Source organism: Bradyrhizobium sp. LjRoot220, assembly GCF_964252915.1.
In the GTDB taxonomy this organism is placed as follows: domain Bacteria; phylum Pseudomonadota; class Alphaproteobacteria; order Rhizobiales; family Xanthobacteraceae; genus Bradyrhizobium.
Genome location: NZ_CAXUPS020000003.1, coordinates 633,745 through 657,679, shown reverse-complemented (window position 1 = coordinate 657,679; position 23,935 = coordinate 633,745). Strand labels below are relative to the sequence as shown.

General features: G+C 62.8%; 27 protein-coding genes and 1 pseudogene. 10 read left to right on the top strand and 18 right to left on the bottom strand.

Annotation, left to right across the window (positions count from 1 at the left end; genetic code table 11):
- Window positions 1-88: 88 nt before the first annotated feature.
- The 3 genes from ACSQ84_RS17265 to ACSQ84_RS17255 all read right to left on the bottom strand — a co-directional run bounded on the left by ACSQ84_RS17265 (window position 89) and on the right by ACSQ84_RS17255 (window position 3,624).
- Window positions 89-1,753 (bottom strand): thiamine pyrophosphate-binding protein, encoded by a 1,665-nt coding sequence (locus ACSQ84_RS17265; protein ID WP_436212875.1) that lies wholly within the window; start codon window positions 1,751-1,753, stop codon window positions 89-91.
- 118 nt (window positions 1,754-1,871) lie between these two features.
- A complete protein-coding gene (locus ACSQ84_RS17260; RefSeq protein ID WP_436212874.1) occupies window positions 1,872-2,387 on the bottom strand; it encodes a GFA family protein in 516 nt (171 codons plus the stop codon).
- A 109-nt stretch (window positions 2,388-2,496) separates the two neighbouring features.
- Window positions 2,497-3,624, bottom strand: a complete 1,128-nt coding sequence (locus tag ACSQ84_RS17255; protein WP_436212873.1) for an alkene reductase — start codon at window positions 3,622-3,624, stop codon at window positions 2,497-2,499.
- Window positions 3,625-3,758: 134 nt separating this feature from the next.
- On the opposite strand from ACSQ84_RS17255, the gene ACSQ84_RS17250 reads away from it, so the two are divergent.
- Window positions 3,759-4,139 carry a winged helix-turn-helix domain-containing protein gene (locus ACSQ84_RS17250; protein ID WP_436212872.1) on the top strand — a complete coding sequence of 127 codons (381 nt, stop codon included), beginning with the start codon at window positions 3,759-3,761 and terminating at the stop codon, window positions 4,137-4,139.
- Between the two features lie 147 nt (window positions 4,140-4,286).
- On the opposite strand, the gene ACSQ84_RS17245 is transcribed toward ACSQ84_RS17250, so the two are convergent.
- Window positions 4,287-5,783, bottom strand: a complete 1,497-nt coding sequence (locus ACSQ84_RS17245; protein ID WP_436212871.1) for an aldehyde dehydrogenase family protein — start codon at window positions 5,781-5,783, stop codon at window positions 4,287-4,289.
- A gap of 221 nt (window positions 5,784-6,004) precedes the next feature.
- Here ACSQ84_RS17245 and ACSQ84_RS17240 point away from each other — a divergent pair, with 221 nt between their 5' ends.
- Window positions 6,005-6,853 (top strand): SDR family NAD(P)-dependent oxidoreductase, encoded by an 849-nt coding sequence (locus ACSQ84_RS17240; RefSeq protein ID WP_436212870.1) that lies wholly within the window; start codon window positions 6,005-6,007, stop codon window positions 6,851-6,853.
- 891 nt (window positions 6,854-7,744) lie between these two features.
- The gene (locus tag ACSQ84_RS17235; RefSeq protein WP_436212869.1) at window positions 7,745-8,122 is read left to right on the top strand and encodes a hypothetical protein; all 378 of its coding nucleotides are present in this window, start codon (window positions 7,745-7,747) and stop codon (window positions 8,120-8,122) included.
- Between the two features lie 15 nt (window positions 8,123-8,137).
- Here the strand turns inward: ACSQ84_RS17235 and ACSQ84_RS17230 are convergent, their stop codons facing one another.
- Window positions 8,138-9,784, bottom strand: a complete 1,647-nt coding sequence (locus tag ACSQ84_RS17230; protein WP_436212868.1) for a winged helix-turn-helix domain-containing tetratricopeptide repeat protein — start codon at window positions 9,782-9,784, stop codon at window positions 8,138-8,140.
- 159 nt (window positions 9,785-9,943) lie between these two features.
- On the opposite strand from ACSQ84_RS17230, the gene ACSQ84_RS17225 reads away from it, so the two are divergent.
- On the top strand, window positions 9,944-10,273 hold the full coding sequence (locus ACSQ84_RS17225) for a hypothetical protein (RefSeq protein ID WP_436212867.1): 330 nt from the start codon (window positions 9,944-9,946) through the stop codon (window positions 10,271-10,273).
- 66 nt (window positions 10,274-10,339) lie between these two features.
- Window positions 10,340-11,100: pseudogene (mddA, locus tag ACSQ84_RS17220) on the top strand (methanethiol S-methyltransferase).
- 85 nt (window positions 11,101-11,185) lie between these two features.
- On the opposite strand, the gene ACSQ84_RS17215 reads toward mddA, so the two are convergent.
- The 8 genes from ACSQ84_RS17215 to ACSQ84_RS17180 form a co-directional block, all read right to left on the bottom strand.
- A complete protein-coding gene (locus ACSQ84_RS17215) occupies window positions 11,186-11,392 on the bottom strand; it encodes a hypothetical protein (RefSeq protein WP_192740350.1) in 207 nt (68 codons plus the stop codon).
- A gap of 73 nt (window positions 11,393-11,465) precedes the next feature.
- Window positions 11,466-12,665 carry a hypothetical protein gene (locus ACSQ84_RS17210; RefSeq protein WP_436213105.1) on the bottom strand — a complete coding sequence of 400 codons (1,200 nt, stop codon included), beginning with the start codon at window positions 12,663-12,665 and terminating at the stop codon, window positions 11,466-11,468.
- Window positions 12,666-12,670: 5 nt separating this feature from the next.
- Window positions 12,671-13,774: a hypothetical protein gene (locus ACSQ84_RS17205; RefSeq protein WP_436212866.1), complete on the bottom strand. Its 1,104-nt coding sequence runs from the start codon at window positions 13,772-13,774 to the stop codon at window positions 12,671-12,673.
- Between the two features lie 225 nt (window positions 13,775-13,999).
- On the bottom strand, window positions 14,000-14,272 hold the full coding sequence (locus ACSQ84_RS17200) for a YiaA/YiaB family inner membrane protein (protein WP_436212865.1): 273 nt from the start codon (window positions 14,270-14,272) through the stop codon (window positions 14,000-14,002).
- A gap of 181 nt (window positions 14,273-14,453) precedes the next feature.
- Window positions 14,454-14,879, bottom strand: a complete 426-nt coding sequence (locus ACSQ84_RS17195; RefSeq protein WP_436212864.1) for a hypothetical protein — start codon at window positions 14,877-14,879, stop codon at window positions 14,454-14,456.
- Window positions 14,857-15,300, bottom strand: a complete 444-nt coding sequence (locus tag ACSQ84_RS17190) for a hypothetical protein (protein ID WP_436212863.1) — start codon at window positions 15,298-15,300, stop codon at window positions 14,857-14,859. Before ACSQ84_RS17190 ends, ACSQ84_RS17195 begins: the two co-directional genes overlap by 23 nt.
- Before the next feature lie 149 nt (window positions 15,301-15,449).
- Complete coding sequence (locus ACSQ84_RS17185; protein WP_436212862.1) at window positions 15,450-15,725, bottom strand: YiaA/YiaB family inner membrane protein; 276 nt, start codon at window positions 15,723-15,725, stop codon at window positions 15,450-15,452.
- A 77-nt stretch (window positions 15,726-15,802) separates the two neighbouring features.
- Window positions 15,803-16,498, bottom strand: coding sequence for a PspA/IM30 family protein (locus tag ACSQ84_RS17180; RefSeq protein ID WP_436212861.1), 696 nt, complete (start codon window positions 16,496-16,498; stop codon window positions 15,803-15,805).
- A gap of 103 nt (window positions 16,499-16,601) precedes the next feature.
- Here ACSQ84_RS17180 and ACSQ84_RS17175 point away from each other — a divergent pair, with 103 nt between their 5' ends.
- Window positions 16,602-17,198: a TetR/AcrR family transcriptional regulator gene (locus tag ACSQ84_RS17175; protein ID WP_436212860.1), complete on the top strand. Its 597-nt coding sequence runs from the start codon at window positions 16,602-16,604 to the stop codon at window positions 17,196-17,198.
- On the opposite strand, the gene ACSQ84_RS17170 is transcribed toward ACSQ84_RS17175, so the two are convergent.
- The 3 genes from ACSQ84_RS17170 to ACSQ84_RS17160 all read right to left on the bottom strand — a co-directional run bounded on the left by ACSQ84_RS17170 (window position 17,195) and on the right by ACSQ84_RS17160 (window position 18,952).
- Window positions 17,195-17,524 (bottom strand): hypothetical protein, encoded by a 330-nt coding sequence (locus ACSQ84_RS17170; protein WP_436212859.1) that lies wholly within the window; start codon window positions 17,522-17,524, stop codon window positions 17,195-17,197. The genes ACSQ84_RS17175 and ACSQ84_RS17170 overlap by 4 nt on opposite strands.
- A gap of 195 nt (window positions 17,525-17,719) precedes the next feature.
- Complete coding sequence (locus tag ACSQ84_RS17165; protein ID WP_436212858.1) at window positions 17,720-18,694, bottom strand: quinone oxidoreductase family protein; 975 nt, start codon at window positions 18,692-18,694, stop codon at window positions 17,720-17,722.
- Between the two features lie 45 nt (window positions 18,695-18,739).
- Window positions 18,740-18,952, bottom strand: a complete 213-nt coding sequence (locus tag ACSQ84_RS17160; protein WP_436212857.1) for a hypothetical protein — start codon at window positions 18,950-18,952, stop codon at window positions 18,740-18,742.
- A gap of 100 nt (window positions 18,953-19,052) precedes the next feature.
- On the opposite strand from ACSQ84_RS17160, the gene ACSQ84_RS17155 reads away from it, so the two are divergent.
- Both ACSQ84_RS17155 and ACSQ84_RS17150 read left to right on the top strand, forming a co-directional pair.
- Window positions 19,053-20,294, top strand: a complete 1,242-nt coding sequence (locus tag ACSQ84_RS17155) for a sulfite oxidase (protein WP_436212856.1) — start codon at window positions 19,053-19,055, stop codon at window positions 20,292-20,294.
- A gap of 11 nt (window positions 20,295-20,305) precedes the next feature.
- The gene (locus tag ACSQ84_RS17150; RefSeq protein ID WP_436212855.1) at window positions 20,306-20,641 is read left to right on the top strand and encodes a hypothetical protein; all 336 of its coding nucleotides are present in this window, start codon (window positions 20,306-20,308) and stop codon (window positions 20,639-20,641) included.
- Between the two features lie 49 nt (window positions 20,642-20,690).
- On the opposite strand, the gene ACSQ84_RS17145 is transcribed toward ACSQ84_RS17150, so the two are convergent.
- Both ACSQ84_RS17145 and ACSQ84_RS17140 read right to left on the bottom strand, forming a co-directional pair.
- The gene (locus tag ACSQ84_RS17145) at window positions 20,691-21,014 is read right to left on the bottom strand and encodes a helix-turn-helix domain-containing protein (RefSeq protein ID WP_436212854.1); all 324 of its coding nucleotides are present in this window, start codon (window positions 21,012-21,014) and stop codon (window positions 20,691-20,693) included.
- Complete coding sequence (locus tag ACSQ84_RS17140) at window positions 20,980-21,381, bottom strand: type II toxin-antitoxin system RelE/ParE family toxin (RefSeq protein WP_436212853.1); 402 nt, start codon at window positions 21,379-21,381, stop codon at window positions 20,980-20,982. Before ACSQ84_RS17140 ends, ACSQ84_RS17145 begins: the two co-directional genes overlap by 35 nt.
- A gap of 223 nt (window positions 21,382-21,604) precedes the next feature.
- On the opposite strand from ACSQ84_RS17140, the gene ACSQ84_RS17135 reads away from it, so the two are divergent.
- A complete protein-coding gene (locus ACSQ84_RS17135) occupies window positions 21,605-23,314 on the top strand; it encodes an FAD-dependent oxidoreductase (RefSeq protein ID WP_436212852.1) in 1,710 nt (569 codons plus the stop codon).
- A 120-nt stretch (window positions 23,315-23,434) separates the two neighbouring features.
- On the top strand, window positions 23,435-23,896 hold the full coding sequence (locus ACSQ84_RS17130) for a hypothetical protein (protein ID WP_436213104.1): 462 nt from the start codon (window positions 23,435-23,437) through the stop codon (window positions 23,894-23,896).
- Window positions 23,897-23,935 lie beyond the last annotated feature (39 nt).

The following is a 23,935-nucleotide window of genomic DNA, read 5'->3' as shown; positions in this document are numbered from 1 at the left end:
CTCCGTCATTCCGGGATGGTGCGCTTGCACCAGACCCGGAATCTCGAGATTCCGGGTTCGCGCTTCGCGCGCCCCGGAATGACAAGCGTCAATTCACCGAATTGTTCACCACCACCTCGATCAGCTTGGCGCCCGGGCGGCTGAACGCCGACGACAGCACCGACTTCAACTGGCCGGGATCGGTGACGCGCGCGGCTTCCAGCCCGAGCGATTTGGCGATGCCGGTGAAATCGACCGGCGGATCGACGAAATCCATGCCGACATAATGATCGTCGCCGTGGAAGGCGAGCAGGCGCTGCTTGATGATGCGGTAGCCGCCATTGTTGACGATGACGAAGGTCAGCGGCAGCTTGTGGTTGGCCGCGGTCCACAGCGACTGGATCGAATACATCGAGCTGCCGTCGCCGGAATAACACACCACCGGCCGCTCCGGATTGGCGAGGCTGACGCCGACGGAGGCCGGCAGTCCCCAGCCGATGCCGCCGGAGGCCAGCGCGTGATAGCCGTAGCGATCGCGATGCGGCCGCAGCGCCAGGATCTGCCGCGACGACGTCAATCCTTCGTCGACCAGGATCGCATTGTCAGGCATCGCCTCGACCACTTGCAGCGCCAGCCAATCCGGATCGATCGGCGATTTGGTGCTGGCCTTCGAAATCTGTTCGATCAGTGGCTTCCGTTTCGCGTTCCAGTTCGTTGCCGCCAGCGCGGCCACGCCCTGCTTGGCACGCGTCTCGAGTGCGCCGCCGCCGGCCGCCTTCAGCGCCGGCAGCAGCGCGCGCAGGGTTTCCTTGACGTCGGCCTTCAGCGCGATCTCGGCGCCGTAATTCTTGGCAAGATCCCAGTCGACCAGGCCGATCTGCACGATGCCAAGCCCGTCGGGCAGCGGATCGACCTCGCTGTAGACCGACATCCGCAGCGGATCGGCGCCGAGCACAATCATCAGGTCGTAGGGCGACAGCACCTCGCGGACCTGCTTCTGCAGGCGCGACAGCGCGCCCATGAAGCACGGGCTTTCCGACAGGAAATGCGCGCCGTATGGCGTCGAGCACTGATAGGCGGGTGCGCCGATCGTCTCCGCGAACTGCGCGGCTTCCTTCAACGCGTCGCTCTTGACGATTTCGTCGCCGGTGATGATGACCGGCCGCTCGGCCTTCAGGATGCGCGCGACCAGCGCCCCGAGCGCTTCGTCGGACGGTTTGACGCGGGTATCGACGCGGGTCGAGCGGCCGAGTTCGACGCCGGCTTCGGCGTTGAGGATGTCGCCCGGCAGCGAAATGAACACCGGCCCGGTCGGCGGCGTCATCGCAATTTTGGCGGCACGGCGCACGATGCGCGGCAGATCCTCCAGCCGCGTCACCTCGACGGCCCATTTCACCAGCGGCTCCGCCATCTGCACCAGCGGCCCATACAGCACCGGCTCCATCAGACCGTGGCCCTGCTCCTGCTGGCCCGCGGTCAGGATCATCGGCGTGCCGGTGAAACTCGCGTTGAACAGCGAACCCATCGCATTGCCAAGGCCGGGCGCGACGTGGACGTTGCAGGCGACGAGCTTGCCGGAGGCGCGGCTGTAACCATCGGCGATCGCGACCACCAGGCTCTCCTGCATCGCCATCACATAGGTGAGATCAGGATGATCCTTCAGCGCATGCATGATCGGCAGTTCGGTGGTGCCGGGATTGCCGAACAGATGCGTGATGCCCTCGTCTTTCAGCAGCGCGAGAAAGGCCGAGCGCCCGGTGATGCGATTTTTCATTTTTCCTCCTGCCCGCGGCTCATTGGCCGGCGGGATCAAGCCATCATGACGATCGGCAATGATGAGATCAAATGGAGCGCGGTCATGGCTGCCCTGCGTGGGAGGAGAGCGTGCAAAATCAAAACATCCCCTCGCGATCAGTCCGTTTCTTCTTTTTCGAGCGCTGCCAGACCACGCCGGGATAGCCTTTCAATGGCACCAGCGGTTCGCCGGTGTAGGCCCATTCCTGCAGTTCCTCGATCGCGATGTGATAGAGCGGCTGGCGGCCGGTGCGGCCTGTGAACAGCGCGCGGGGAATGTTGACCATGTGCGGCGAACGCGGGCGTTCGTAGGCGATCGGCGTGCCGCAGCTGGTACAGAAGCTGCGCACGGTTTTCGTCGCCTCGTCCTCGTAGCGCGTGATCGAGGTCTTGCCCTTGGTGATGCGGAAGCGCTTGCGCCAGCTTCCGACATAGGTCGCGTAGGCCGCGCCATGCGCGCGCCGGCTCGCCGAGGTGTGATCGTGCCAGGCCCAGCGCGCGGGCACGTCGATATCGAAACAGACTTTGCCGCACAGGCATTGGCCGGCGGCGGGTTTGCCCACCGCCACCGGCTTCGTCTTCTTCTTTTCCGTTTCTTCCTCTTCCGGAAACATGTTCGGTCCTCATTTCGTCATTGCGAGGAGCGTTCGCGACGAAGCAATCCATTCTTTCTTTACGCGGCGCGATGGATTGCTTCGCTTCGCTCGCAATGACGGCGGGGTGTTATGCCTGCGCCAACTCGTCGTGCGCGGGGTAGTCGGTGTAGCCGGCGACGTCGCCGCCATAGAAGGTCGCGCGGTTATAGGGCGTCAGCGGGAAGCCGCGTTGCAGGCGGCGCGGCAGGTCCGGATTGGAAATGAAGATCCGACCGAACGCGATCGCGTCGGCATGGCCGTCGGCGATCGCGGCGTTCGCGGTCTCACCGGTGAAGCCGCCGGCTGATATCAGCACGCCTTTCCAGATCGGGCGAAACAGCACCATGGCCGAGGGCACGTTCTGATGGTTGACCTCGGCGCGGCCGGCGCCGCTGGAGCGCGGTTCTATGAAATGCAGATAAGCCAGCCCGAGCGGATTGAGCGATTGCACGACATGGGTATAGAGCGGCATCGGATCGGGCTCGCCGCTGCCATTGGCGACGCCATAGGGTGACAGCCGCAGGCCGACGCGGCTGGCGCCCCAGACCTCGACCACGGCCTCGGTCACTTCCATCAGGAAGCGCGTGCGGTTCTCAATGGAGCCGCCATACTGATCGGTGCGCAGATTGGTGTGTGACTGCAAAAACTGCTCGATCAGATAGCCGTTGGCGCCGTGGATCTCGACGCCGTCGAAGCCGGCGGCAAGCGCATTCTTCGCCGCCTGCCGGTAGGCATCGACCACGCCGGGAATCTCCGATGTCTCGAGCGCGCGCGGCGTCTCGTAGGCCACGGCCTTGCCGTCGGCCGTCCCGGTCTTCAGATCGGGCGGGATCGCGACCGCCGATGGCGCGACCGGCAGCACGCCGCCGGGCTGGAACGAGGAATGCGAGACGCGGCCGACATGCCAGAGCTGCAGGAAGATCACGCCGCCCCTGGCATGAACGGCATCGACGACTTTCCGCCAGCCGGCGATCTGCTGCTCGGTATAGATACCGGGAACACCTGGGCTGCCAAAACCCGTCGCCGTCACCGGCGAGGCCTCGGCGATCAGCAAGCCGCCCGGCGTCGCGCGCTGGGCGTAATATTCCGCATTCAGCGGCCGCGGCGCGAGGCCGGGCTTTTCCGCCCGCATCCGGGTCAGCGGCGCCAGGGCGAGACGATGTTTGAGTTGGTAGGGACCGATCTGCAGCGGCGAAAACAACGATGGATAATTCATGCCGGTCTGGAACTCCAAGTTCTCCGTATTCATACGAGTATGTAACCGGTTCCGCTTGCCCGTAAAAGACTGGAGCGGCTTTTGTTTGAAGCGATGCGATAGCCCGCTCGAAACCGTATAGTGAGCAAGCATTCATGCCGAAACCGAGCGTTACCTCGCTTCCCTCCCTCAGCGTTCGCATTGATCTTGGTGCGGAAGCCCGGATCGGACCGGGCAAGATCCAGCTGCTGGAGAACATCCACACCTGCGGCTCGATTTCGGCCGCGGGCCGCGCGATGGAGATGTCGTACAAGCGGGCGTGGGATCTGGTCGACGAGATCAACCGCATCTGCCGGCAGGCCGCCGTCGAACGGCGGACCGGCGGCAAGCATGGCGGCGGCGCGGTGCTGACAGCGTTCGGCGTCTCGCTGGTCAGGCGCTACCGCAAGATCGAGCGCAACGCCGCGAGTGCAGCGCGCAAGGAGCTGCAGGCGCTGCGGACCGAGATCGGGCGGAAGAAGAAGCGGGCGGGGTGAGAGCAGTTCGCCGCGGCCGTCGTCCCGGCCTTGAGCCGGGACCCATACTCCGTGACCTTCGTTGTTGTGCAAGGCATCTAACGTCGGCGATCTCACCGATGGGCCGCGGCGTATGGGTCCCGGCTCAAGGCCGGGACGACGTAACCCCTAACCCGTCTTGATCCAGACCGCCTTGACGTTGAGATACTCTTCCAGGTGCTGCTTGCCTGACTCACGGCCGTAGCCGCTCATCTTGTAGCCGCCGAACGGCACCGCGGGGTCCATCGCCTGGTAGCAATTGACCCAGACCGAACCCGCGCGCAGCGATTTCGCAACTTGATGCGCCTTGCTGACATTGCTGGTCCAGACACCGCTGCCCAATCCAAACGTCGTGGCGTTGGCGCGCGCGATCAGCTCGTCGGTGTCCTTGAAGGAGATCGCCGAGATCACCGGGCCGAAGATTTCCTCCTGCGCGATCCGCATATTGTCCTGCACGTTGGCGAACACGGTCGGCGCCACGAAATAACCCTTCGACAGCGCCCCCTCGGTCAGCGGCGCACCGCCGGTCAACGCCTTGGCGCCCTCCTTCTGGCCGATCGAGAGATAGCTGGAGACGCGCTTCATCTGCTCCGCCGACACCAGGGGTCCGATCTGGGTGTTCGGATCGAGGCCGTTGCCGACCTGCAGCTTCTTGCCGAATTCGGCGACGCGGCCGACGAACTCGTCATAGATCTTGTGCTCGACGAACAGCCGCGTGCCCGCGCTGCAGATCTGGCCGGAATTGGCGAATACCGCCATCGCTGCTCCCGGCACCGCCGCGTCAAGATCGGCGTCGGCGAACACGATGTCGGGCGATTTGCCGCCGAGTTCGAGCGATACGCGCTTGAGGTTGCCGGCCGAGGCCTTGACGATGGCTTGCCCGGTGACGTGCGAGCCGGTGAAGGCGATCTTGTCGACGCCGGAATGCGAGGACAGCGCCGCACCCGCGGTCTCGCCATAGCCCGGCACCACGTTGACGACGCCGGGCGGAATGCCGGCCTCCATGCAGAGTTCGGCGAGCCGCAGCGAGGTCAGCGGCGATTCCTCGGCCGGCTTCAGAATCACGGTGCAGCCGGTCGCAATCGCCGGACCAATCTTCCAGACGCTGGCGCTGAGCGGACCGTTCCAGGGAATGATCGCGCCGACGACACCGACCGGCTCCTTCAGCGTGTAGGAGAAGATGTCGCCGGGCAGCGAGTTCTCGATGGTCTCGCCGTGCAGCGCGGTGGCCTGGCCGGCATAATACCTGAGCATGCCGAGCACGCGCAGCCGGTTGCCGCGGGTGCGGCTGATCGGCGCGCCCATGTCGAGCGTATCGAGCTGCGACAATTCCTCAAAGTTCTGCTCGACGAGATCGGCGAGCTTCAAAAGCAGGTTCTGTCGTTCGAACGGCTTGACCTTGCTCCATGGCCCCTCGAAGGCACGGCGGGCGGCCGCGACCGCGCGGTTGATGTCCTCGGCGTCGCCTTCGGCGACCGTTGCCAGCAACTCGCCGGTCGCGGGGTTATGGGTCTCGAACTTCTTGCCGGAAGCCGCATCGACCCATTTGCCGTCGATCAGCATCTTCTTGTAGGTGCCATCCGCATAAGGATGGCGCGTGATCGGAACTGGTTGTGATACAGCCATGTGTTTACTCCCTTGGATCGATAGGCATTGTTGTGATGCGTGATACCGTTATATCTAGATAACTACAACGTCGAACCGGACCGTAAAGCGGAACGAGCCGCCCGGTGCGCCGCGGAAATGAAGACCTGCCATGCCGGTTCGTGCGTGATCGATACCGCATATTGTCCTGATGAAGATTTGCCCCGATAGTGTAGCCCGATTTGTGTCCGGAGGAAGTCTGCATGCCCCATCCCGCCATGTCCGGCAATCATGTCGCCGTGATCACCGGAGGCGCGTCCGGCATCGGGCTTGCGGCCGCGATGCGGTTCGCCGGCCTCGGCATGAAGGTCTGCATTGCCGATATCGGCGCCAGCAGGCTGGCTGAGGCCGCCATGAAACTGTCGTCGGTCGCCAAAAGCGACGCCGATCTGATGACCGCCGAGGTCGATGTCGCCAGGTTCGAGGACGTCGCCAAACTCGAAGCCGCCGTGCAGAAGCGGTTCGGCGGCACCGACATCCTGATGAACAATGCCGGCATCGGCCCCGACAGCAACAGCTTTGGCCCGCTGGAGAACTGGCAACGGATTCTCAACGTCAATCTCTGGGGCATCATCCACGGCACGCAGGTGTTTGCGCCGTACATGATCGAACGCGGACGGCCCGGGCTCATCATCAACACCGGCTCCAAGCAAGGTATTACAACGCCGCCCGGCAATCCCGCCTACAATGTCTCCAAGGCCGGCGTGAAAGCGCTCACCGAGGCGCTGCAACACGAGCTGCGCAACACCGACGGCTGCCAGATCAGCGCGCATCTGTTGATTCCCGGTCACGTCTTCACCGGCCTCACTGCACGCGGCCGAGCTGAGAAGCCTGCTGGAGCCTGGACGCCGGAGCAGACCGTCGATTTCATGATCGGACGCATCGATGCCGGCGATTTCTACATCCTCTGCCCTGACAACGACGTGCCGCGGCAACTCGACGAGCGGCGCATGCTGTGGGCCGCCGGCGACATCGTCGAAAACCGCCCGGCATTGTCGCGCTGGCATCCGGATCATGCGGCGGCGTTTGCGCGGTTTGTGAAGGGGGAGTGATATAACTGGGCGTCGTCCCGGCCTTGAGCTCAGATGCGCAATTGCGCATTGGGGGACCCATACTCCGCGGCAGTCATTGTTGAACAAGGTCTCTAACGCCAACGTTCTCACCGATAGGCCGCGGCGTATGGGTCCCTGCGTTCGTTCGCAGGGACGACGGCGGTGTTTGTTGTTGCACCATCATTCAAAACGCAGTTTCGCATTCTCGCGGTGCATCGCGCCCGAGGCTTGCTGGAAACTTCCCGCCCTCTCATAAGAGGGCGCAGGGAAGACCGGGTGCGCGCTGCACCCGCGGTCTCGTGTGCGATATGCACAAAACAAAATGCACACGAGCATACAGGGCAGCGGTGAACACCCGGCCTTCCCTGCGCAATGGCTTTACGGCTTATAACGTGCTCTCCCCGGAGAACGGCTCTTTTGCCTCCGTAGCGCCCTGGGAGCTATTGCCTCCAGGTGCATTGACGCCAGCACCGCGACGTCAGGACCACACGTCTTCACCGTACGCTTTTGTCACGATCGTCAATCGCAACATCAGCGTCCACCGCAACCCGTCCAACGTCCGTGACGACGGCCGACGCCCTTCTGAGTAGGACGGGATGGCTAGGGATATACTCTGATTTACCATTCTGGAAAAGCGAAATATTTTTTATTTTGGGGCTTGACACGATTTCTGACAAACGGAAGTGATTTGCCCGTCGGGTCAATTGGTCGCACCCGACTATCATTGCGGCAATGCGATGGGTGGAGCGAAGCGATACCCATCGCTTGCGGGTTACGAAAGGATGGGTTTCGCGAAGGGCTCAACCCATCGAACTCTGCGATTTTTTGAGCGCTTACCTGACCAAGCCATCAATGATAAAGATGAGGGGCCAACTCGCACGGGAGCAGGCTGTGAAATCATTTGGTCTGGCGGTCATGCTGGGCGTCACGGCGGCGCTGTCACCGGCGCGCGCGCTCGAGGTGACCGGCAACTCCGGCTTTCTCGGAGAATGGGAGGTGACCGCCACCGTCACCGAAACCGCATCCGGCCGCATCAAGGACTACCGCGGCCCGCTCGTGTTGAAACATGTCGGCCTGTGCACGCAGGACGGCCCGGTGGAGAAGAAGGGCGAGATGCGCCTGCAGATCTCGGCCTCGTCGCAATTGAACGCGACATTGTCACTGCCGGGCACCGAATGCACGGCGAGCGGGCCATTGTCCGATAGCTATAACGGCACCATGACTTGCTCGGACCGGCAGGTCATTCCGCTCAGGCTGCGGGTGAAATAGTCGAGAGCCCCTGCCTTAGCCGCCGGATATGCCGGCGACACGCAGGCCTGCGGTGAACCGGTCGACGAAGCCCTGATCATTGCAGAAGAAGAGCTCCTGCCGCGCGGTATCGGTTTTGTAGCCCGGCTTGCGTTGCAGCAATTCGGCGGCCACCGCTTCGGCCTGCGCCTTCTCGCCGAGACGGCCGAGCGAGGCCGCCAGTGTAGCAAACGCCCGATACGTGACATTCGGCTGCCGGGTTGCCCTGCGGGCAAACTCGGCGGCGATGTCGTACTCACCGAGCGAAAAATGCGCCCAGGAGCGCACGTGGTGGAAACTCCATAGGTGGCTGTCGCGCGGACTGAGTATGGTCGCTCGATCGAGCAGGGTTTCCGCTTCGAGCTCGCGCCCGTACCACAGCAGATTGAATCCTTGCGCAAAATATCCCTGGGCAAAGCTTGGATTGAGTTCCAGCGACAGGTCGATGGCCGCGAGCGCTTCGTCATTCTGACGGGTCAGGCATAGCGCGCGCCCGAGCGCGCATTGACAAAAACAATCGAGGTCGTCGAGCGCCACGGCGGCCCGCGCCTGGCGCAACGCCGTTTCCAGCCGCGCCGGGCGAACCTTTGGATCGTCATACAGCGAGCGCTGCACATTGACATAGGCGAGCGCGCCGTGGCCGCGGGCGAAATCCGGATCTGCTTCAAGCGCGCGCTGAAAATAGGCCTCGGCCTGGTCAAACCCCGGCGTGGTAAATCGCCATAGATTCCACAAGCCTCGCTGGTAGCAATCCCAGGCGTCGAGGTTTTCCGGCGCCTTGCGGGCGGCCAGCTGCTGCTCCAACTTCGACAGTTCGGGTTCGATCGTGGCGGCGATCTGCCTTGCCATCTCCTCCTGGATGTCGAAGATATTTTCGAGCTGGAAATCGTACTTGTCGGACCAAAGTTGTTTTCCGTCCGCCGCCCGGGCCAGTTCCGCCGTGATCCTGACCATGTCGCGACTCTTGCGAACGCTGCCGGACATCACATAACTCACGCCGAGCTGGGCACCGACTTCACGGGCGTCGACCACGCGTCCCCCGAATCCGATCGTCGAGTGGCGCGAGATCACGGAAAGCCAACGATTGCGGGCCAGCAGGCGGATGATGTCTTCCGTCAAGCCGTAGCTGAAATAGTCGTTCTCCGGGTCATTCGACATGTTCCCGAACGGCAGCACGGCAATCGACGATCGCGTGATAGCTTCCGCCTTCACGGCTTCCGAGACGACATCGTCGAGGTGAGATATGTCGGTGGCAATCGAGACCCGCGCGGGAGCGACGCTCGCCGCCGCGGTGTCGTCAGGTACAAGCCGGACCGCATCGGCATCCGACGCTGCGACCGCCTGAACATCGCCGACGAACCGGAAGCCACGCCGGTGCAAGGTTTTGATAAAGAGCTGATCTGTTCCGTTGTCGCCAAGCACGCGCCTTGCGCCATTGATGCGACTGGAGAACGCGGCTTCGGAAATCGCCCGGCCATTCCAGACTGTGTCGATCAACTCATCCTTGCTGACGACCCGGTCATGGTTGCGCACGAGATGAACAATGACGTCGAAGACCTGAGGCTCGATATGGACGGACACACCCTCGCGGCGCAACTCGTGCTGGCCAAGGTCGATCTCGAAATTGGAAAAACGGTATTTCATTACCACCTCGATTGAGGCCACGCCACAATCATTATCGATGCAGATCGAAATCAACCTCTGGCGGAGGAAAAACCAACCTCTCCTGAAGGAGTCCGCCAAGCGTGAGGAAGCATCTCAACTTACAGAGGGGTCAATGATCATTCAACCGGAGATGCCACCATGATCGGCTCATCTGATTTCCACCCATCCGGACCTTCCGCCAGACGGTCCGTTGCCGCACGGCACCGCGGCCAACATCATGCGATGCGGCTGCCTGCGTCGTTCCAGCGGTCGACGGCGCCAACTCTGCTGAGGAAGATCTTCGTCCTGGCAGCGCGCCTGCGGCGATTCCTCAACGGCCGGGTTGCGGCCTCGATCGCCCGCCATGAGCAGCAGGCCGCGTCATTCGCGCAGCGGGAGTTTGATCAACGCCGACTGAACAGCACGCGCATCTATTGCGGCCCGATCGACCAGGTCCTGGCGGCAGCAAGGTTTAAGCGCGCCGCCTGAACAGGCCTGAACGAAGTAATTTCCAAGCAACCGTATATTTCAAGGAGACTGAAGATGTCGACTACGATGCAAACAGCTGCGCCTGCCGCCATCCCTTCCTTTGCAATGCGACTGCTCGCCCTCTGTTACGGCGGCCTCGCTTATCTTATTTTTCTCGGCACTTTCCTGTACGCGTTCGGCTTCGTCTCGCGATTGGTCGTACCCAAGACCATCAACACCGGTTCGACATCTTCGCTGTCGACAGCATTGTTGATCAACCTGGTGCTGATGTCGATCTTCGCCGTTCAACACAGCGGAATGGGCGGCAGGGTTTCAAAAGGCTGTTCGCGCGCTTCGCCTCACCGGCGATCGAGCGCTCTACCTACGTCCTGCTGGCGAGCCTCAGCCTGATCTTGCTATTCTGGCAATGGCAGCCGATGCCGACGGTGGTCTGGAACATCGAAGGGCCGGTTTTCGCCGGCGTCGTAATCGCGATCGGCTTTATGGGCTGGCTTATCGTGCTCTACAGCACATTCCTGATCAGCCATTTCGAGCTGTTCGGATTGACGCAGGTGGTGACGCATTTCGCCGGACGCATGGCTGCGCCCGTCAAGTTCAGGACGCCGGGGCTGTATCGCCTGGTCCGGCATCCCATCTATCTCGGCTTTATCATCGCGTTCTGGTCAACGCCGGTCATGACGGTGGGGCACTTGCTGTTCGCATCAGTGACGACGGCCTACATCTTCGTCGGCATCTGGCTGGAAGAGCGCGACCTGGTCGCTTTCTTCGGCGAGGAATATCGCAAGTATCGCGAACGGGTCGCCATGCTGCTGCCGGGCCTGTTCTGAGCAATACGAGCGAATGCACTGTGAATTGGTCGGAACGGCCGGCTTGCCCAGCGGAGCCTTCGCGCTGTCAGGAAAGAATGACGGCCTACAGCGTCTCTTGCTTGTGGCCGCATTGCTTGCAGGCGAATTTGACGCGGGTCGCACCCTTTTCGGCCTGCAGGCGATTGGGCGCGCCGCATTTGCCGCAAGTTGTCTCGATCCGCGTGTTGCCCTGCTTGATCGTCAGATTTCTCTTTTCCATGGTCTCGCGGATCAGGCGCTCGGCCTCCTCGCGCATCGCTTGCTTATCCATCAGCCGCACCTTGTCATGAAAAGCGTCCGCCGCGCTCTGTCGCAAGGCACCTAACACATTTCGATGTCGCCAGTCACGCCGCTTCCGGCGTCAATGCGAGGATGCGCCGCACCAGCGCCAGCGCGGTTTCCGTGGCCGGATCGGCTGATATGACGGGAACGGCCAGCACCAGCAGGTCGACCGGTTCATGCGACAAAATGATCACATGCGTGGCGTTGCCGGCCTTCATCAGCGACACCAGCCGCTCGACCGCGGGATCCGACGCGGCAAGCCCCCATGGCGCCTCGGAACGGCGGAGCACCCGGCGCGTCGACAGCAGGTTCCGCAACAATGGCGGATCGTAGGCGGCCAGATCGCTTTCGCGAAGGCGCCGCGCGCTTTCGAACATCGGATGGCGCGCCAGTTCCGCGATCAGTTCATCGCGGGTACGGGCCGCGGACGCGGCGACGGAATTCAAAACCCCGGGGGCCTCGGATTCGAACAACGCGCGCAGGGTGTCGGTCATCAGGCCGATGGTCAGCACGCCGGCAATTGCGATCGCGCAAAAGCGCATGATTTGCGCGGCATCGACATCGGGCGAAACGCATGCGGCAGCCGCCCCTAACAACGCGGAACTCACCAGCCGCAGCGCCGTCATCAAGATGCCCTGCCGCCGCGTCTCGCTGCCGCCCCCGGCGATCAGCACGGCGGTGACCACCAGCAGCGCGCCGAGCGCACCAAGCCGGACCGGCATAAAAGGCGTCAGCGCCTGGTAATCGGTGACGACGAAGGGGATCACGATCAGCGTCCCGGCCGCGAGCCGGCCGATGCTGCGATTCTCCGAGGCCAGCAGCGAGTCGCGGTCCCGCGTCGCCAGCAGCCACGCGCAAACGGCAAATCCCGCGAGCTGAAACAGCGCCAGCATGATCGCGTAAGGCGTCGTGTAGCTCTCCAGCCCGAACAAGCCGCCAACGCCGATCACGACCGCGCCCGCCAGCGCCGCGATCTTGGCCGCGCGCGGCGCATGACGCCGCAAAATGCCTTCGGTGACAATCAGCGCACCGAGCGGCAGCAGCGCCGCCGGAATCAGCGAGAGCCGATCGAGCACGGCGCTGCCGCTCCACCACGCGACGCCGCGCGCCAAAAACAACAGCGCGACCACGCCGAGCAGCAAGAGCAGCCGCTGGGTCAGCGGGCTCCGGGGATCACGCCGATAGAGCGCGAACATCGCGACGCCAAGCCCGAGCGCGCCGCAGAGATTGACGATGGAATCGGCGATCACGCCAGGGGACATTTCAGTCATCGCCCGTTCCCTGACCGCGGCCGCAAGGTGCCGAACGCGCGCGTATCGTCCAGCCAGTGCATCACGGGGAGCACCAGCCGTTGCAGCGCCAGCACCGCGGAGGCCGCCAGCAGCGCCGGCATCGAGCCGGCCGGCACCTCGCGCTGCAGATAGCGCCGCGCGCCGGCGAGATCGATGCGGCCGAGCTGCAGCACATCGTCGCCCCTGCTGTAGTCGAGTTCGCGCAGGCAGAACGCGTTGTAGCGTTCGTCGCGATGTTTTGGCGCAGCGTCGTATGTTTTCTTCAGCGCGTCGGATCCGCCGGTATAGGCGTCGGTGATGACGAAGCGGCCCTCGTCGAAGCCGGCTTCGTCGCCGACGCCGAACACCGCCCGATGCTGCCGCATGATGCCGCGCGCCAGCTGCAGATGGGCAAAGCTCTGCCGCGCGCTAGATTTTTGATTTGACGCGTTTTCTTGACGCGAACCGGTGTCCACTTCGCTGGAAAACGCTCTAGCATCGGGGGATGGATACACATCCGAAAAGGTGTCGCAGACCATGCCGAACACCGCCGGCACCTGCGTCACGTTCGAGATCCATTTGGGACGAAAACCGTCGCGGGCGAACAGCACCAGCGTGGTCAGGCCATAGAGCACCCAGGACAGCCCCTGCCCCTGCACCTCGGGGTCGACCATGACGAGGCCGAGGTGGGTGACTTGCTGCTGCTCGCCGTCGAGCTCGACCGACATCACCGACAGCGCGTTGAAGGCGATCGGGCGGCCGGTGGCTTCCTCGCGGATCAGCGTGACGATGGCGCGCGACAGCCGTTCGCGCTCGCCGGAAAAGATGCCGTAGGTGAGACTGCCGGCCGGCAGGGTTTTGCCGGCAACGGTGCGCAGATCCGCAACGAGTTGGTCGAGGTCCTGCTGCGGCAGCGACAGGCCCGGGCTTTCGACGATCCGCGTCTGCAATCCGGCATGGGTGCGCAGGGTGAGGTCGATGGCTTCCTGCGAAAACGCCTTCAGCCAAAACGCGCCATAGCTGCGCAGGCGCCCGGCTGCAGCGCGGACCTGTCCAAAACCATGACGGATCGCCGAATTGCCGCTCCACAAAGACGTCATGCCACCTGCCCGCACCCGATCCGGATTTGTGCGCCGGGCCCGTTAAGGAGCCATGAGCGCGGCACGTCGCGGTTGCGGCAGGGTAAACGATGTGTTGGCGGCGTCAAACATCCAGCAAGGCAGACATCCGGCAAGGCAAGCAAACGGCGGATGCCGAAGCACCCGCCGTCTGCCTTCGCCAGCCCGCGCCACAGGTTACGCAGACCTGTTAGGAGGTCTTGTTATTTACGGGGTCTTGGAAACTTCCATCAGCAGGCGCTCGGCCTTGGCGTCCTCGATGCGGTTGACCATCCGGGTGCTCTCGTGCATGTCGCGCACGGTCTTGGTCAGGGTGACGCAGCACTGCACCAGCATCAGGATGCCCATCGTCAGATAGCCCTTGATCCAGAGATCGACGGGGAGGAAGTAGACGCCGACGGCGACCATGAAGGCCGAGGCGCCGAACGAGACGTAGGTGAAGGTGACCCAGGCACTGCTGTGTTGGACATTCTGGTTCATGGCGCCATCCTGCTGATAACGGCTAAAATGAAAGACCGGTCTCTGACCCGGTTACATGATCGCGAATCCGTTGCGGACTGTCCGCCGGGGATTTCTGCGCCCGCGCCAGTTAAGGAGCCGTGAGCGAGGCAGCCTCAGGTTGCGGCAGGGTAAATGATGCATTGCGGCCACGTCAAATGATTCATGACGGGGAACCGCTGATGTCGCCGGGCCGGGCCTCCTGGGCGCGATAGTCGTGTGCGAGCAGCGAGCATACGCCGGCGCAGAGCGCACCGCCGAGCCCGAAATACATCGACAGGTCTTGCGGCATCGGTCCAAGGATAGCGGCCGGCAGGATAGCGGCCGCCGTCGCGCCGACCAGTGCCGTCAGGGGCACCCTCAGCAGAATCGGGAGCGATCGAGCCAGGTACCCATCAAGCAGCCCGACGATGCCCATTACCGGAGAGGTGAAGAGAAACAACAGCACCGCGATGCTTGCGGCGAAACTTTCAAGAGGCATTCCAACCGCGACCCAGGTAGCGAGAACCGTCAATGCCGGACCGAGCAGCAGGAATACAAGCGCGCGTTTCATCGAAGTCAGCCCTTCATTGCAGACGGCTACGGCCATATTCGTGCGACATCAGTGAGCACACACCCATGCATTGTGCGCCGCCGATCGCAAGCCACATCGACATCTCCTGCGGCAGCGGTCCAAGCAGGGCGGCCGGCAGACCAACGGCGGCCACCGCGCCGACGAGCGCGATCAGGGGCGCCCGCAAGAAGATCGACAAGGTGCGGGACAGGATGCCGTCGACGAGCCCGGTGATTGCCGATACCAGCAGCCCGATGACAAACACCTGCTTGCCGATGAGCACGAGCCAGGCGTTAAGTCCCCCGCTCGCAACGTCGGGTGACAAGGCGACGAGAACTCCGAGGATCGGACCCAGCAACAGGAACACGAGTGCCCGTCGCAGCGAGGGTGGATCGGCCCGTGCCGGCACGCCGCGAACGTCATCATTTTCGAGAGGATTCTCGGAAGACATACGCATCGTCCTTACCTTTCTCTTGCCTTGTAGCGTGGAGTTCGCGCGGGGTGCGCTCCAACGCGGCCATTGATTGGCTGGAGCGCGCCTCGGGAGAAGCGGGCGGCGGATGCCGAAACATCCGCCGCCCGCCTTCGCCAGCACGCGCCACAGGTTTACGCGGCCTTTGAAACCTCCATCAGCAGCCGCTCGGCCTTGGCGTCCTCGATGCGGTTCACCAGCTTGCCGCTCTCGTGCATGTCGCGGACCGTCTTGGTCAGGGTGACGCAGCACTGCACCATCATGATGATGCCCATCGTGAGATAGCCCTTCATCCAGAGATCGATCGGCAGATAGAACAGGCCGACGGCGACCATGAAGGTGGAGGCAGCGAACGAAACGTAGGTAAAGGTGACCCAGGCGGAACTGTGGGGTTGGACATTCTGGTTCATGATAGTCTCCTGTGTGGATGTTTGAAGTTTGGGTGTTACAGAACTAAGTTTGATTGGGCTTGGTTCAAAAAGTCAGTTCAGGTCGTTTGCGTGCGTTTGGCGTTCAGCCGCGCGAGCACGTCGTCCGCGGTTGATTTCAGGCGTGGTCCAAAACCCTGTTCGGCGAGCTTTTCGGCGGTCGCCAGCGGTCCTGACGCGGTATCGAGTTCGATCAGGGCTTCGTCGGCGGCCTGGGCTTCGATCTGCCGTTCGCGCAAACGCTTCAGCGTCCGTTCCGCTTCGGGCAGCGTGGCTTCGTAGGGGCGCGCCGCTTCGACACCGCCGCGGCGCAGGGCGCGCACCGCTTCTGAGGCGCGGGCCAGACGACGGCCGCGATCGAGATCGGTGATGCGCGCTTCGGCGCCCGAGACCTGGCGCTTCAGGCGCGTGATCTCCGAGGCAAACAGCGTGCGCGCGGTCATCGCGGCGTCGCGGTCGGCTTCGAGATTGGCGATCTGCTGCGCCGCTTCGCGGGCGAGATCCTCACGGCCGCCCTCGAGCGCCGCGGTGGCGCGGACTTCGAGATCGGCGATGCGGGCGTTGGTGGCGTCGAGCCGGCGGCCTTCCTGCTGGTCCTGCGCGATCGCCAGCGCCAGCGTGCGCTTGGAGCGCTCGACGGCGGTTGCCGCGTCGCGCATCTGCTGGTCGAGGATCAGAAGCGCGCTGCGGTCTTCAAGTTCTTCTCCGGCTGCAGCCACGCTACCCCGGAAGAGCGTCAAAACAGTTTTGAACATTGGTAACTCCCTGTGTTATGAGCGTTGCTCATGAACGTTAGTAGCACCAGCGTGAGCAACGTTCAAGAAATATTTGAGCATCGCTCATAAAAAAAGGTGAAGAATGTCTAAGACATTGGAAAGACGAGCCAAATTACGAGAAGATTTGATCCTGGCGGCGGAACGGAGCATTTCCGCGGGCGGATTGGCGGCCCTGAAGACGCGGGAATTGGCCCGGGAAATCGGCTGCGCCAACGGCGCGGTCTATAATCTGGTCGAGGATATGGACGAACTGGTGCTGCTGGTGGGATCGCGCACGCTACGAAGGCTCGATGCGGCGCTTGACGAGGCAGAGAGCGCTGGTCCCCCCTCGCCGACCGAAAAACTGGTGCGCATTGCCGTGGCCTATTGCGATTTCGCCGCCGAAAATCTCGAACTCTGGCGCGCGCTGTTCGAACACCGCATGACGCCGGGCAAACCGATACCGGAATGGGCGGTCAGCGAGCAGATGGATCTGTTCCGACACATCTTCCAACCGCTCGCGGCATTGCTGCCGTCACGATCGGCCGCAGAACTCGGCGTCACCGCGCGCAGTCTTTTTTCCGCCGTGCACGGCATGGTGCTGCTCGGCCTCGAACAGAAGCTGATCGCGGTGCCGGTCGAGGCGTTGCGCGCGGAGATCGCGGTTATTGTGCGGGCGATGGTGAAGGGGCTGAGCTAGTCTCGCAACGATGCCGGCAGCGCCAGTGGCGGCGGCCACGCCCGGCCAAGCCAAGCCAGCGCATGGAAGAAACCGCACACGAACCAGCCCAGCGTGAGCGCAAGGAACGAGAGCGGCCGGAACATCGCCAGGATTTCAGCCAGCGACAAATAATGTCCCGCGATCGAACGGTTGTAGATCTGCGCTGAAATCGCCAGCAGAAGCGCGCCGATCAGGACAAAGAAAATGATCCGCTGCGATTTGGTCAACCACCGCATGACGAGAAAATACAGCGGCGAGACGAACGCCCCCGACATCAAGCCACCAACGATCCAGAAATCCGTCATCTCAGCCCCCTGAGCTCTCGCGACCAGAGATACACAGGAGGCATTGAGGGGCGGTGCGGACGTGAAGTCGGATTTTAGTAAAATTGTATCGAATCGTAGGGTGGGCAAAGCGATAGCGTGCCCACCACTCCGGACAGCAATGCGGATAGATGGTGGGCACGGCGCAAGTGCGCCTTTGCCCACCCTACGCGCTCCTCACACCGTCAACACCGTCGATCCCGTGGTCTTGCGCGCGGCGAGATCGGCGTGGGCTTTCGCTGCGTCCTTGAGCGGATAGGTCTGGTGCACTTCGATCTTGACCGCGCCTGATTTCACCACCTCGAACAATTCGTTGGCCATCGCGACGAGATTCTCGCGCTTGGCGGCGTAGGTGAACAGCGTCGGACGGGTGACGTAGAGCGATCCCTTCGCCGCCAGCAGGCCGAGGTTGAGCGGTTCGACCGCGCCGGAGGACGCGCCGAACAGCGCGGCGACCCCAAGCGGCGCCAGGCAATCGAGCGATTTCAGGAACGTGTCCTTGCCGACGGAATCGTAGACCACCGGCACCTTGGCGCCACCGGTGATTTCGTCGACGCGTTTGACGAAATCTTCCTTGGTATAAATAATCGTGTGGGCGCAACCATGGGCTTGCGCGAGTTTTGCCTTTTCCTCGCTGCCGACGGTGCCGATCACGGTGGCGCCGAGATGCCTGGCCCACTGGCCGAGGATCAGGCCGACGCCGCCGGCGGCGGCATGCAACAAAATGGTGTCGCCGGATTTGACGCGATAGGTCTGGCGGATCAAATATTGCGTCGTCAGGCCTTTCAGCATCATCGCGGCCGCGGTCTTGTCATCGATGCCATCGGGCAGCTTCAGCAGCCGATCGGCCGGAATCAGCCGCGCCTCGGAATAGGCGCCGAGCGGCGAGGCGCCGTAGGCGACGCGATCCCCCGGCTTCAGATCGGTGACCCCGCTGCCGACTTCCTCGACCACGCCGGCGCCCTCGCTGCCGAGCCCGCTCGGCAATTGCACGGGATAGACCCCCGAACGGTTGTAGATGTCGACGAAGTTCAAACCGACCGCGGTGTGGCGGATACGCGCCTCGCCCGGACCGGGCTTGCCGACCTGGACTTCCTCCCAGCGTAGGACTTCGGGACCGCCGGTTGCGTGAAAACGGATGGCGTGCGTCATGGGATGTTTCCTTCGGGTGGGGTCGGGAAAAAATGTTGGGACGGTTCAGGTCTCGATGATGATGACGACGTAGCTGTCCTCGACATGGACCGGAAAGGTCTCGGCCACATAGGGGCCCTTCTCGAGGTCTTCAAGACCTTTGGCCAGTTCTTTGCCGCGTTCCTCCGCGACCGGATAGGAGCAGATTTTGACGCGCTGCGATGCGCGGATTTCCGCGGTCTTGCGGCATGGCGGCAAAGCGCAAATACTCGGCGTCAAGCGGGGCCGGGAAAGATCCGGCTGAACCCGCAGGAAACAGCGACCGGGGAGAAACGTTATGGCGCATACGGAGCGGAAGGCCGCCAGTAGCGAGAACAGCATGCAGATCGACCGACGCAGGTTCCTGGGTACGACGGGTCTTGCTGCCTTCGGGGTCACCCTCGGCATTTCCGGCAGCGGCGCCGGCATTGCCGCCGCCTATGCCCAAGGCGCGCCCGCGGCCGCACCCGCGAAGGGACCGCAATATCTGAAATTTCCTGGCAAAAATGCCGGGCTCGTTGTGCTCGGCGACCGGCCGTTGGTTGCGGAGACGCCGGAAAGCCTGCTCGACGACGACACCACCCCGATCGAGAAGTTCTACATCCGCAACAACGGGCAGATCCCCGAAGAGACGAAAAATCCGGCCGCCTGGAAGATCACTGTTGACGGCGAGGTCAACAACAAGATCGAGATCACGCTCGGCGAGTTGAAATCGAAATACAAGGCGGTGACGCGGCGCATGGTGCTGGAGTGCGGCGGCAACGGCCGCGCGGCGTTCTCGCCGCCGGCGCGTGGCAATCAGTGGACCAATGGCGGCGTCGGCTGCGCCGAATGGACCGGCGTGCCGCTGGCTGACGTGCTGAAGAGCGCGGGGCTGAAGCCAGGCGCGAAATACACCGCGCATTATGCCGCCGACCTGCATCTGTCCGGCGACGCCAGCAAGCCGACCATCTCGCGCGGCGTGCGCATCGAAAAGGCGATGGATCCGAACACGCTGATCGTGTGGGGCATGAACGGCCAGCCGCTGCCGAATATTCATGGCGGGCCGGTGCGCCTGATCGTGCCGGGCTGGGCCGGCTCGGCATCGCAAAAATGGCTGACGCGCATCACCATCCGCGACAGGGAGCATGACGGGCCGGGAATGACCGAGTTTTCCTATCGCCTCGCGATCAAGCCGATGATCCCGGGCGACAAGGGCGATCCGTCGAATTTCCGGATCCTGGAATCGATGCCGGTTCGCTCGATCATCACCAGCCCGGCGAACGGCGCAAAGTTTGCGGCGGGAACGAAGGAGCTGAAACTGCGCGGCGCGTCGTGGGCCGGCGATCTTACGGTCAAGCAGATCGATATCTCGACCGACTTCGGGGCGAGCTGGCAGCGGGCCAAGCTGGAGAAGCCGAAAAACAAATATGACTGGCAGCGCTGGACCGCGAACGTGAAGCTGGCGTCCGATGGCTATTTTGAAATCTGGACCCGCGCGACCGATTCAAAAGGAGCGATGCAGCCGCACCAGGCCGGCTTCTGGAATCCGCAAGGCTATGGCGGCAACGCCATGCACCGGATCGCGGTGCTGGTGGGCTGATGCTGCGATCGATGGCAATAGCGATCGCCGCCCTGCTGTGGACGGCGCCGGCGATCGCCCAAACCGCCTTCACGCCGCGTGACGAAAGCCCGGAGGAATTTAGCCCCGGGCCCGGCCGCGACGAGACCTTCTATGCCTGCACCGCCTGCCATGGTTTCAAGCTCGTGGCCCAGCAAGGCATGACGCGCGCGCAGTGGGACGAGTCGATCAACCTCATGATCCGCCGTCACAACATGCCGCCGCTGGATGACAAGGATCGCGCCGTGGTGCTGGGCTATCTCGAGGCGGCCTATCCCCCGCGCGCGCCGGCGGGTCGCGGAGGCTGGCAGAACCCGTTCGCAAAATAGAGCACGGTGCCGATCACGCGGCTGGCTGCCGGCCGAGATCGACCTCCAACTAGCCCAATTCCAGTTCCACGCGCGCCTGCTTCTTGGTCTTGGCTTCCCTCACCCGGATCGTGACATTTTCGCCCAAGGCGGTGAGAAACCCGAAAATACGTTCATAGGAGAAGCCTGCAAAGTGTCCCCGCATGAGTTTCGAAACGTCGGGTTGCGCCAGTCCCATCAATTTGGCGGCCTGAGCTTGCGTCAGCCCCTTTTCCTTGATGAGGCCGGCAATGCTGATAACCAGGTCGGCCTTTAGGAGGCTGACGTCGGCGTCCGGAAGACCAATGTCCGCAAAGACGTTACCGCTGCTTTTTGTGCTGACTGGTTTTTTCATCTTTGCCCTCCATGGCGGTTTGGTGCAGCGCTACAGCGTCCTTGAGTCTTGAATTGATCTTTGCGATCTCGTTCAGGGGTGTCTTGATTCCCTTGCGAGATTTCTTTTGAAAGGCGTGGAGCACATAAATGATGCCGCGCAATCTGACAGTGTAGACCGCCCTGAAAGTGTTGCCGTCGAAATCAGATATGATCTCGAGAACACCGGCCCCCTTAAACCCTTTCAGGGGCTTCGCATCAGGGTGTTTGCCGCCCTTCTGGGCCGTTCTTAGCGCGAGGCCAATACATCGCTTAACATCGTCCGGGAAATTGGACAGGTCGTCTCTCGACGACCCGACAAATTCCAGCGGCGTGTCCGTTAGTACCATCCGCTACCAGCCAGAACGACAACCGTGGCGATCCATTTATAATAGATATACTATAATTCAGCTGATGTCACCAGCAAGCTTGGGTTTTGAATTGGGTGGTCGCTGGCTGGATGGCTGCCCTGTCCGGGAAGCGCATCGACGCCGCGTGCGCGGCCAGCGCGATTGACAGACAAATCGATCCCCATCCAATGTCCGCCCCAGAACAAGAAAACGGGGAGATCGCGTGGCGGGCGGCAACGAACAAGAAAACCACGAATGCGACGTGCTGGTGGTGGGCTCGGGCTGTGCCGGCCTGTCGGCGGCGGTCACCGCGGGGCATCAAGGGCTCAAGGTGCTGGTCGTCGAGAAGGAGCCGCGCTTTGGCGGCACCACCGCGCGCTCCGGCGGCTGGCTGTGGATCCCCGGCACCTCGCTGGCGCGCAACTGGGGCATCGTCGAAAGCCCCGAGCAGGCGCGGACCTATCTGCGGCATGAAGCCGGCAATTCTTACGATGCTGCCCGCGTCGACGCGTTCCTCGCCGCCGGTCCCGAGGCGGTGGATTTCTTCATCAGCAAAACCGCGGTGCGTTTCGACATGCCGCTGACCTTTCCGGATTATCACGCCGAGGCGCCCGGCGGCACGCAGGGCGGCCGCTCGATGGTGACGCGGCCGTTCGACGGCCGTGAACTCGGCGAGCATCTCAAGGATATCGGTAGTCCCCTGCCCGAACTCACCGTGTTCGGTATGATGCTGGGCTCCGGCAAGGAGATCGTCCATTTCATGCGCGCGACGAAATCGCTGACCTCGGCGCTGTTTGTCGCCAAACGGCTGTCGAAGCATCTGGTCGACGTGATCCGCCATGGCCGCGGCATGAACCTCACCAACGGCAATGCGCTGGCCGGGCGTCTCGCCAAATCGGCGTTCGACCTGAAGATCCCGTTATGGCTGGCGTCGCCGGTGCGCGAACTGATCACCGAAAACGGCACGGTGCGCGGCGCCATCGTCGAGCGTGACGGACGCAAGGTCAGCATCAATGCAAAGCGCGGTGTGATCCTCGCCTGCGGTGGCTATCCGCATGATGTGGCAAGGCGCAAGGCGATGTTCCCGCATGCGCCGACCGGCCATGAGCATTATTCGCCTGGCCCGACCGGCAACACCGGCGACGGCTTGCGGCTGGCGGAAGCCGCCGGCGGCCGCGCCGAGGACTCGCTGCCGAATGCCGCGGCCTGGGTGCCGGTCTCGATCACCACGCGCAAGGACGGCAGCAAGGGCGTGATGCCGCATTTCATCGACCGCGCCAAGCCCGGCGTGATCGCGGTAACGCGCGACGGCGTGCGCTTTGCCAATGAAGGCAATTCCTACCACGACTTCGTGCAGGACATGATGAGAGTGGCAAAGCCCGGCGAGGAGATCACGGCGTTCCTGCTGTGCGATCACCGCGCGTTGCGCAAATATGGCCTCGGATGCGTGCCGCCGTTTCCGATGCCGCTCGGCCATCATCTGCGCACCGGCTATCTCAAGCGCGGCGCGACGCTGACGGAACTCGCGGCGCAAGCGGGCATCGACCCCAAGGGACTCGAAGCGACAGTCGCCGAATTCAACAAATTCGCCGCCGACGGGCAGGACCCGGCATTCGGAAAAGGCTCGCGCGCCTACAACCGCTACCAGGGCGACGCGCTGCACGGCCCCAATCCCTGCATCGCGCCGATCAAGGACGGGCCGTTCTATGCGATCAAGATGGTGATCGGCGATCTCGGCACCTATGCGGGCATCAGGACCGACGCCAACGCGCAGGCGCTCGGTGCCGACGGCCAGCCGATCGTGGGCCTTTATGCCGTCGGCAACGACATGGCCAGCATCATGGGCGGCAATTATCCCGGCGCCGGGATTACGCTGGGACCGGCGCTGACGTTTGGGTATATCGCGGGGAGGCACATCGCGGGGCAAGCTTGAGCCAGCCGGGACTGGCGCCGTGCGCCGAGGCGAGGCCCTTCAGGTAAAAACGCCATCTGTCATGGAACGAATGCGGATCGAATGCGATTGTGTCGATCCAACGGGAGATTCCGCGTGGGTATGTTTCGGCTGCTCGCTGTCCTCGTTATCAGCCTGGCGCCGGCGACGGTCGTTGCGGCCAGCGCCGAGTGGCAGAGATATGTAATCCCGAGCACCGGGACCAATGTCGAAATTCCCGTGACGATTTTCACTGGGGATGCCGAACTGCCGGATGGCGGAACCGGGCGGCGCTTCTTTACTGACGATCGCCGCGCTGATTTGACCGTCCAATCGGTTGCAAATCCCGAGAACGACTCGCCCGCAATTTTTCTGGCGAAGAAGAATCCGCCGCCCGGCATCATCTACAAAAGGGTGACGCCGAACTTCTTCGTGGTGTCCAGCATCCGCAACGAACGAATTTGGTACAACCGCTGCAACCGGTCGGCCCGCACTATGAATTGCGTCATGATCAATTATCCCGCCGCGGAAAAGCGGCAATGGGACCACGTGGTCACTCGAATAAGCCACACATTGGCCAACTAGCATTCGCGAGCGAGCTGCGGCAGGTGCTTAAATTCCAGG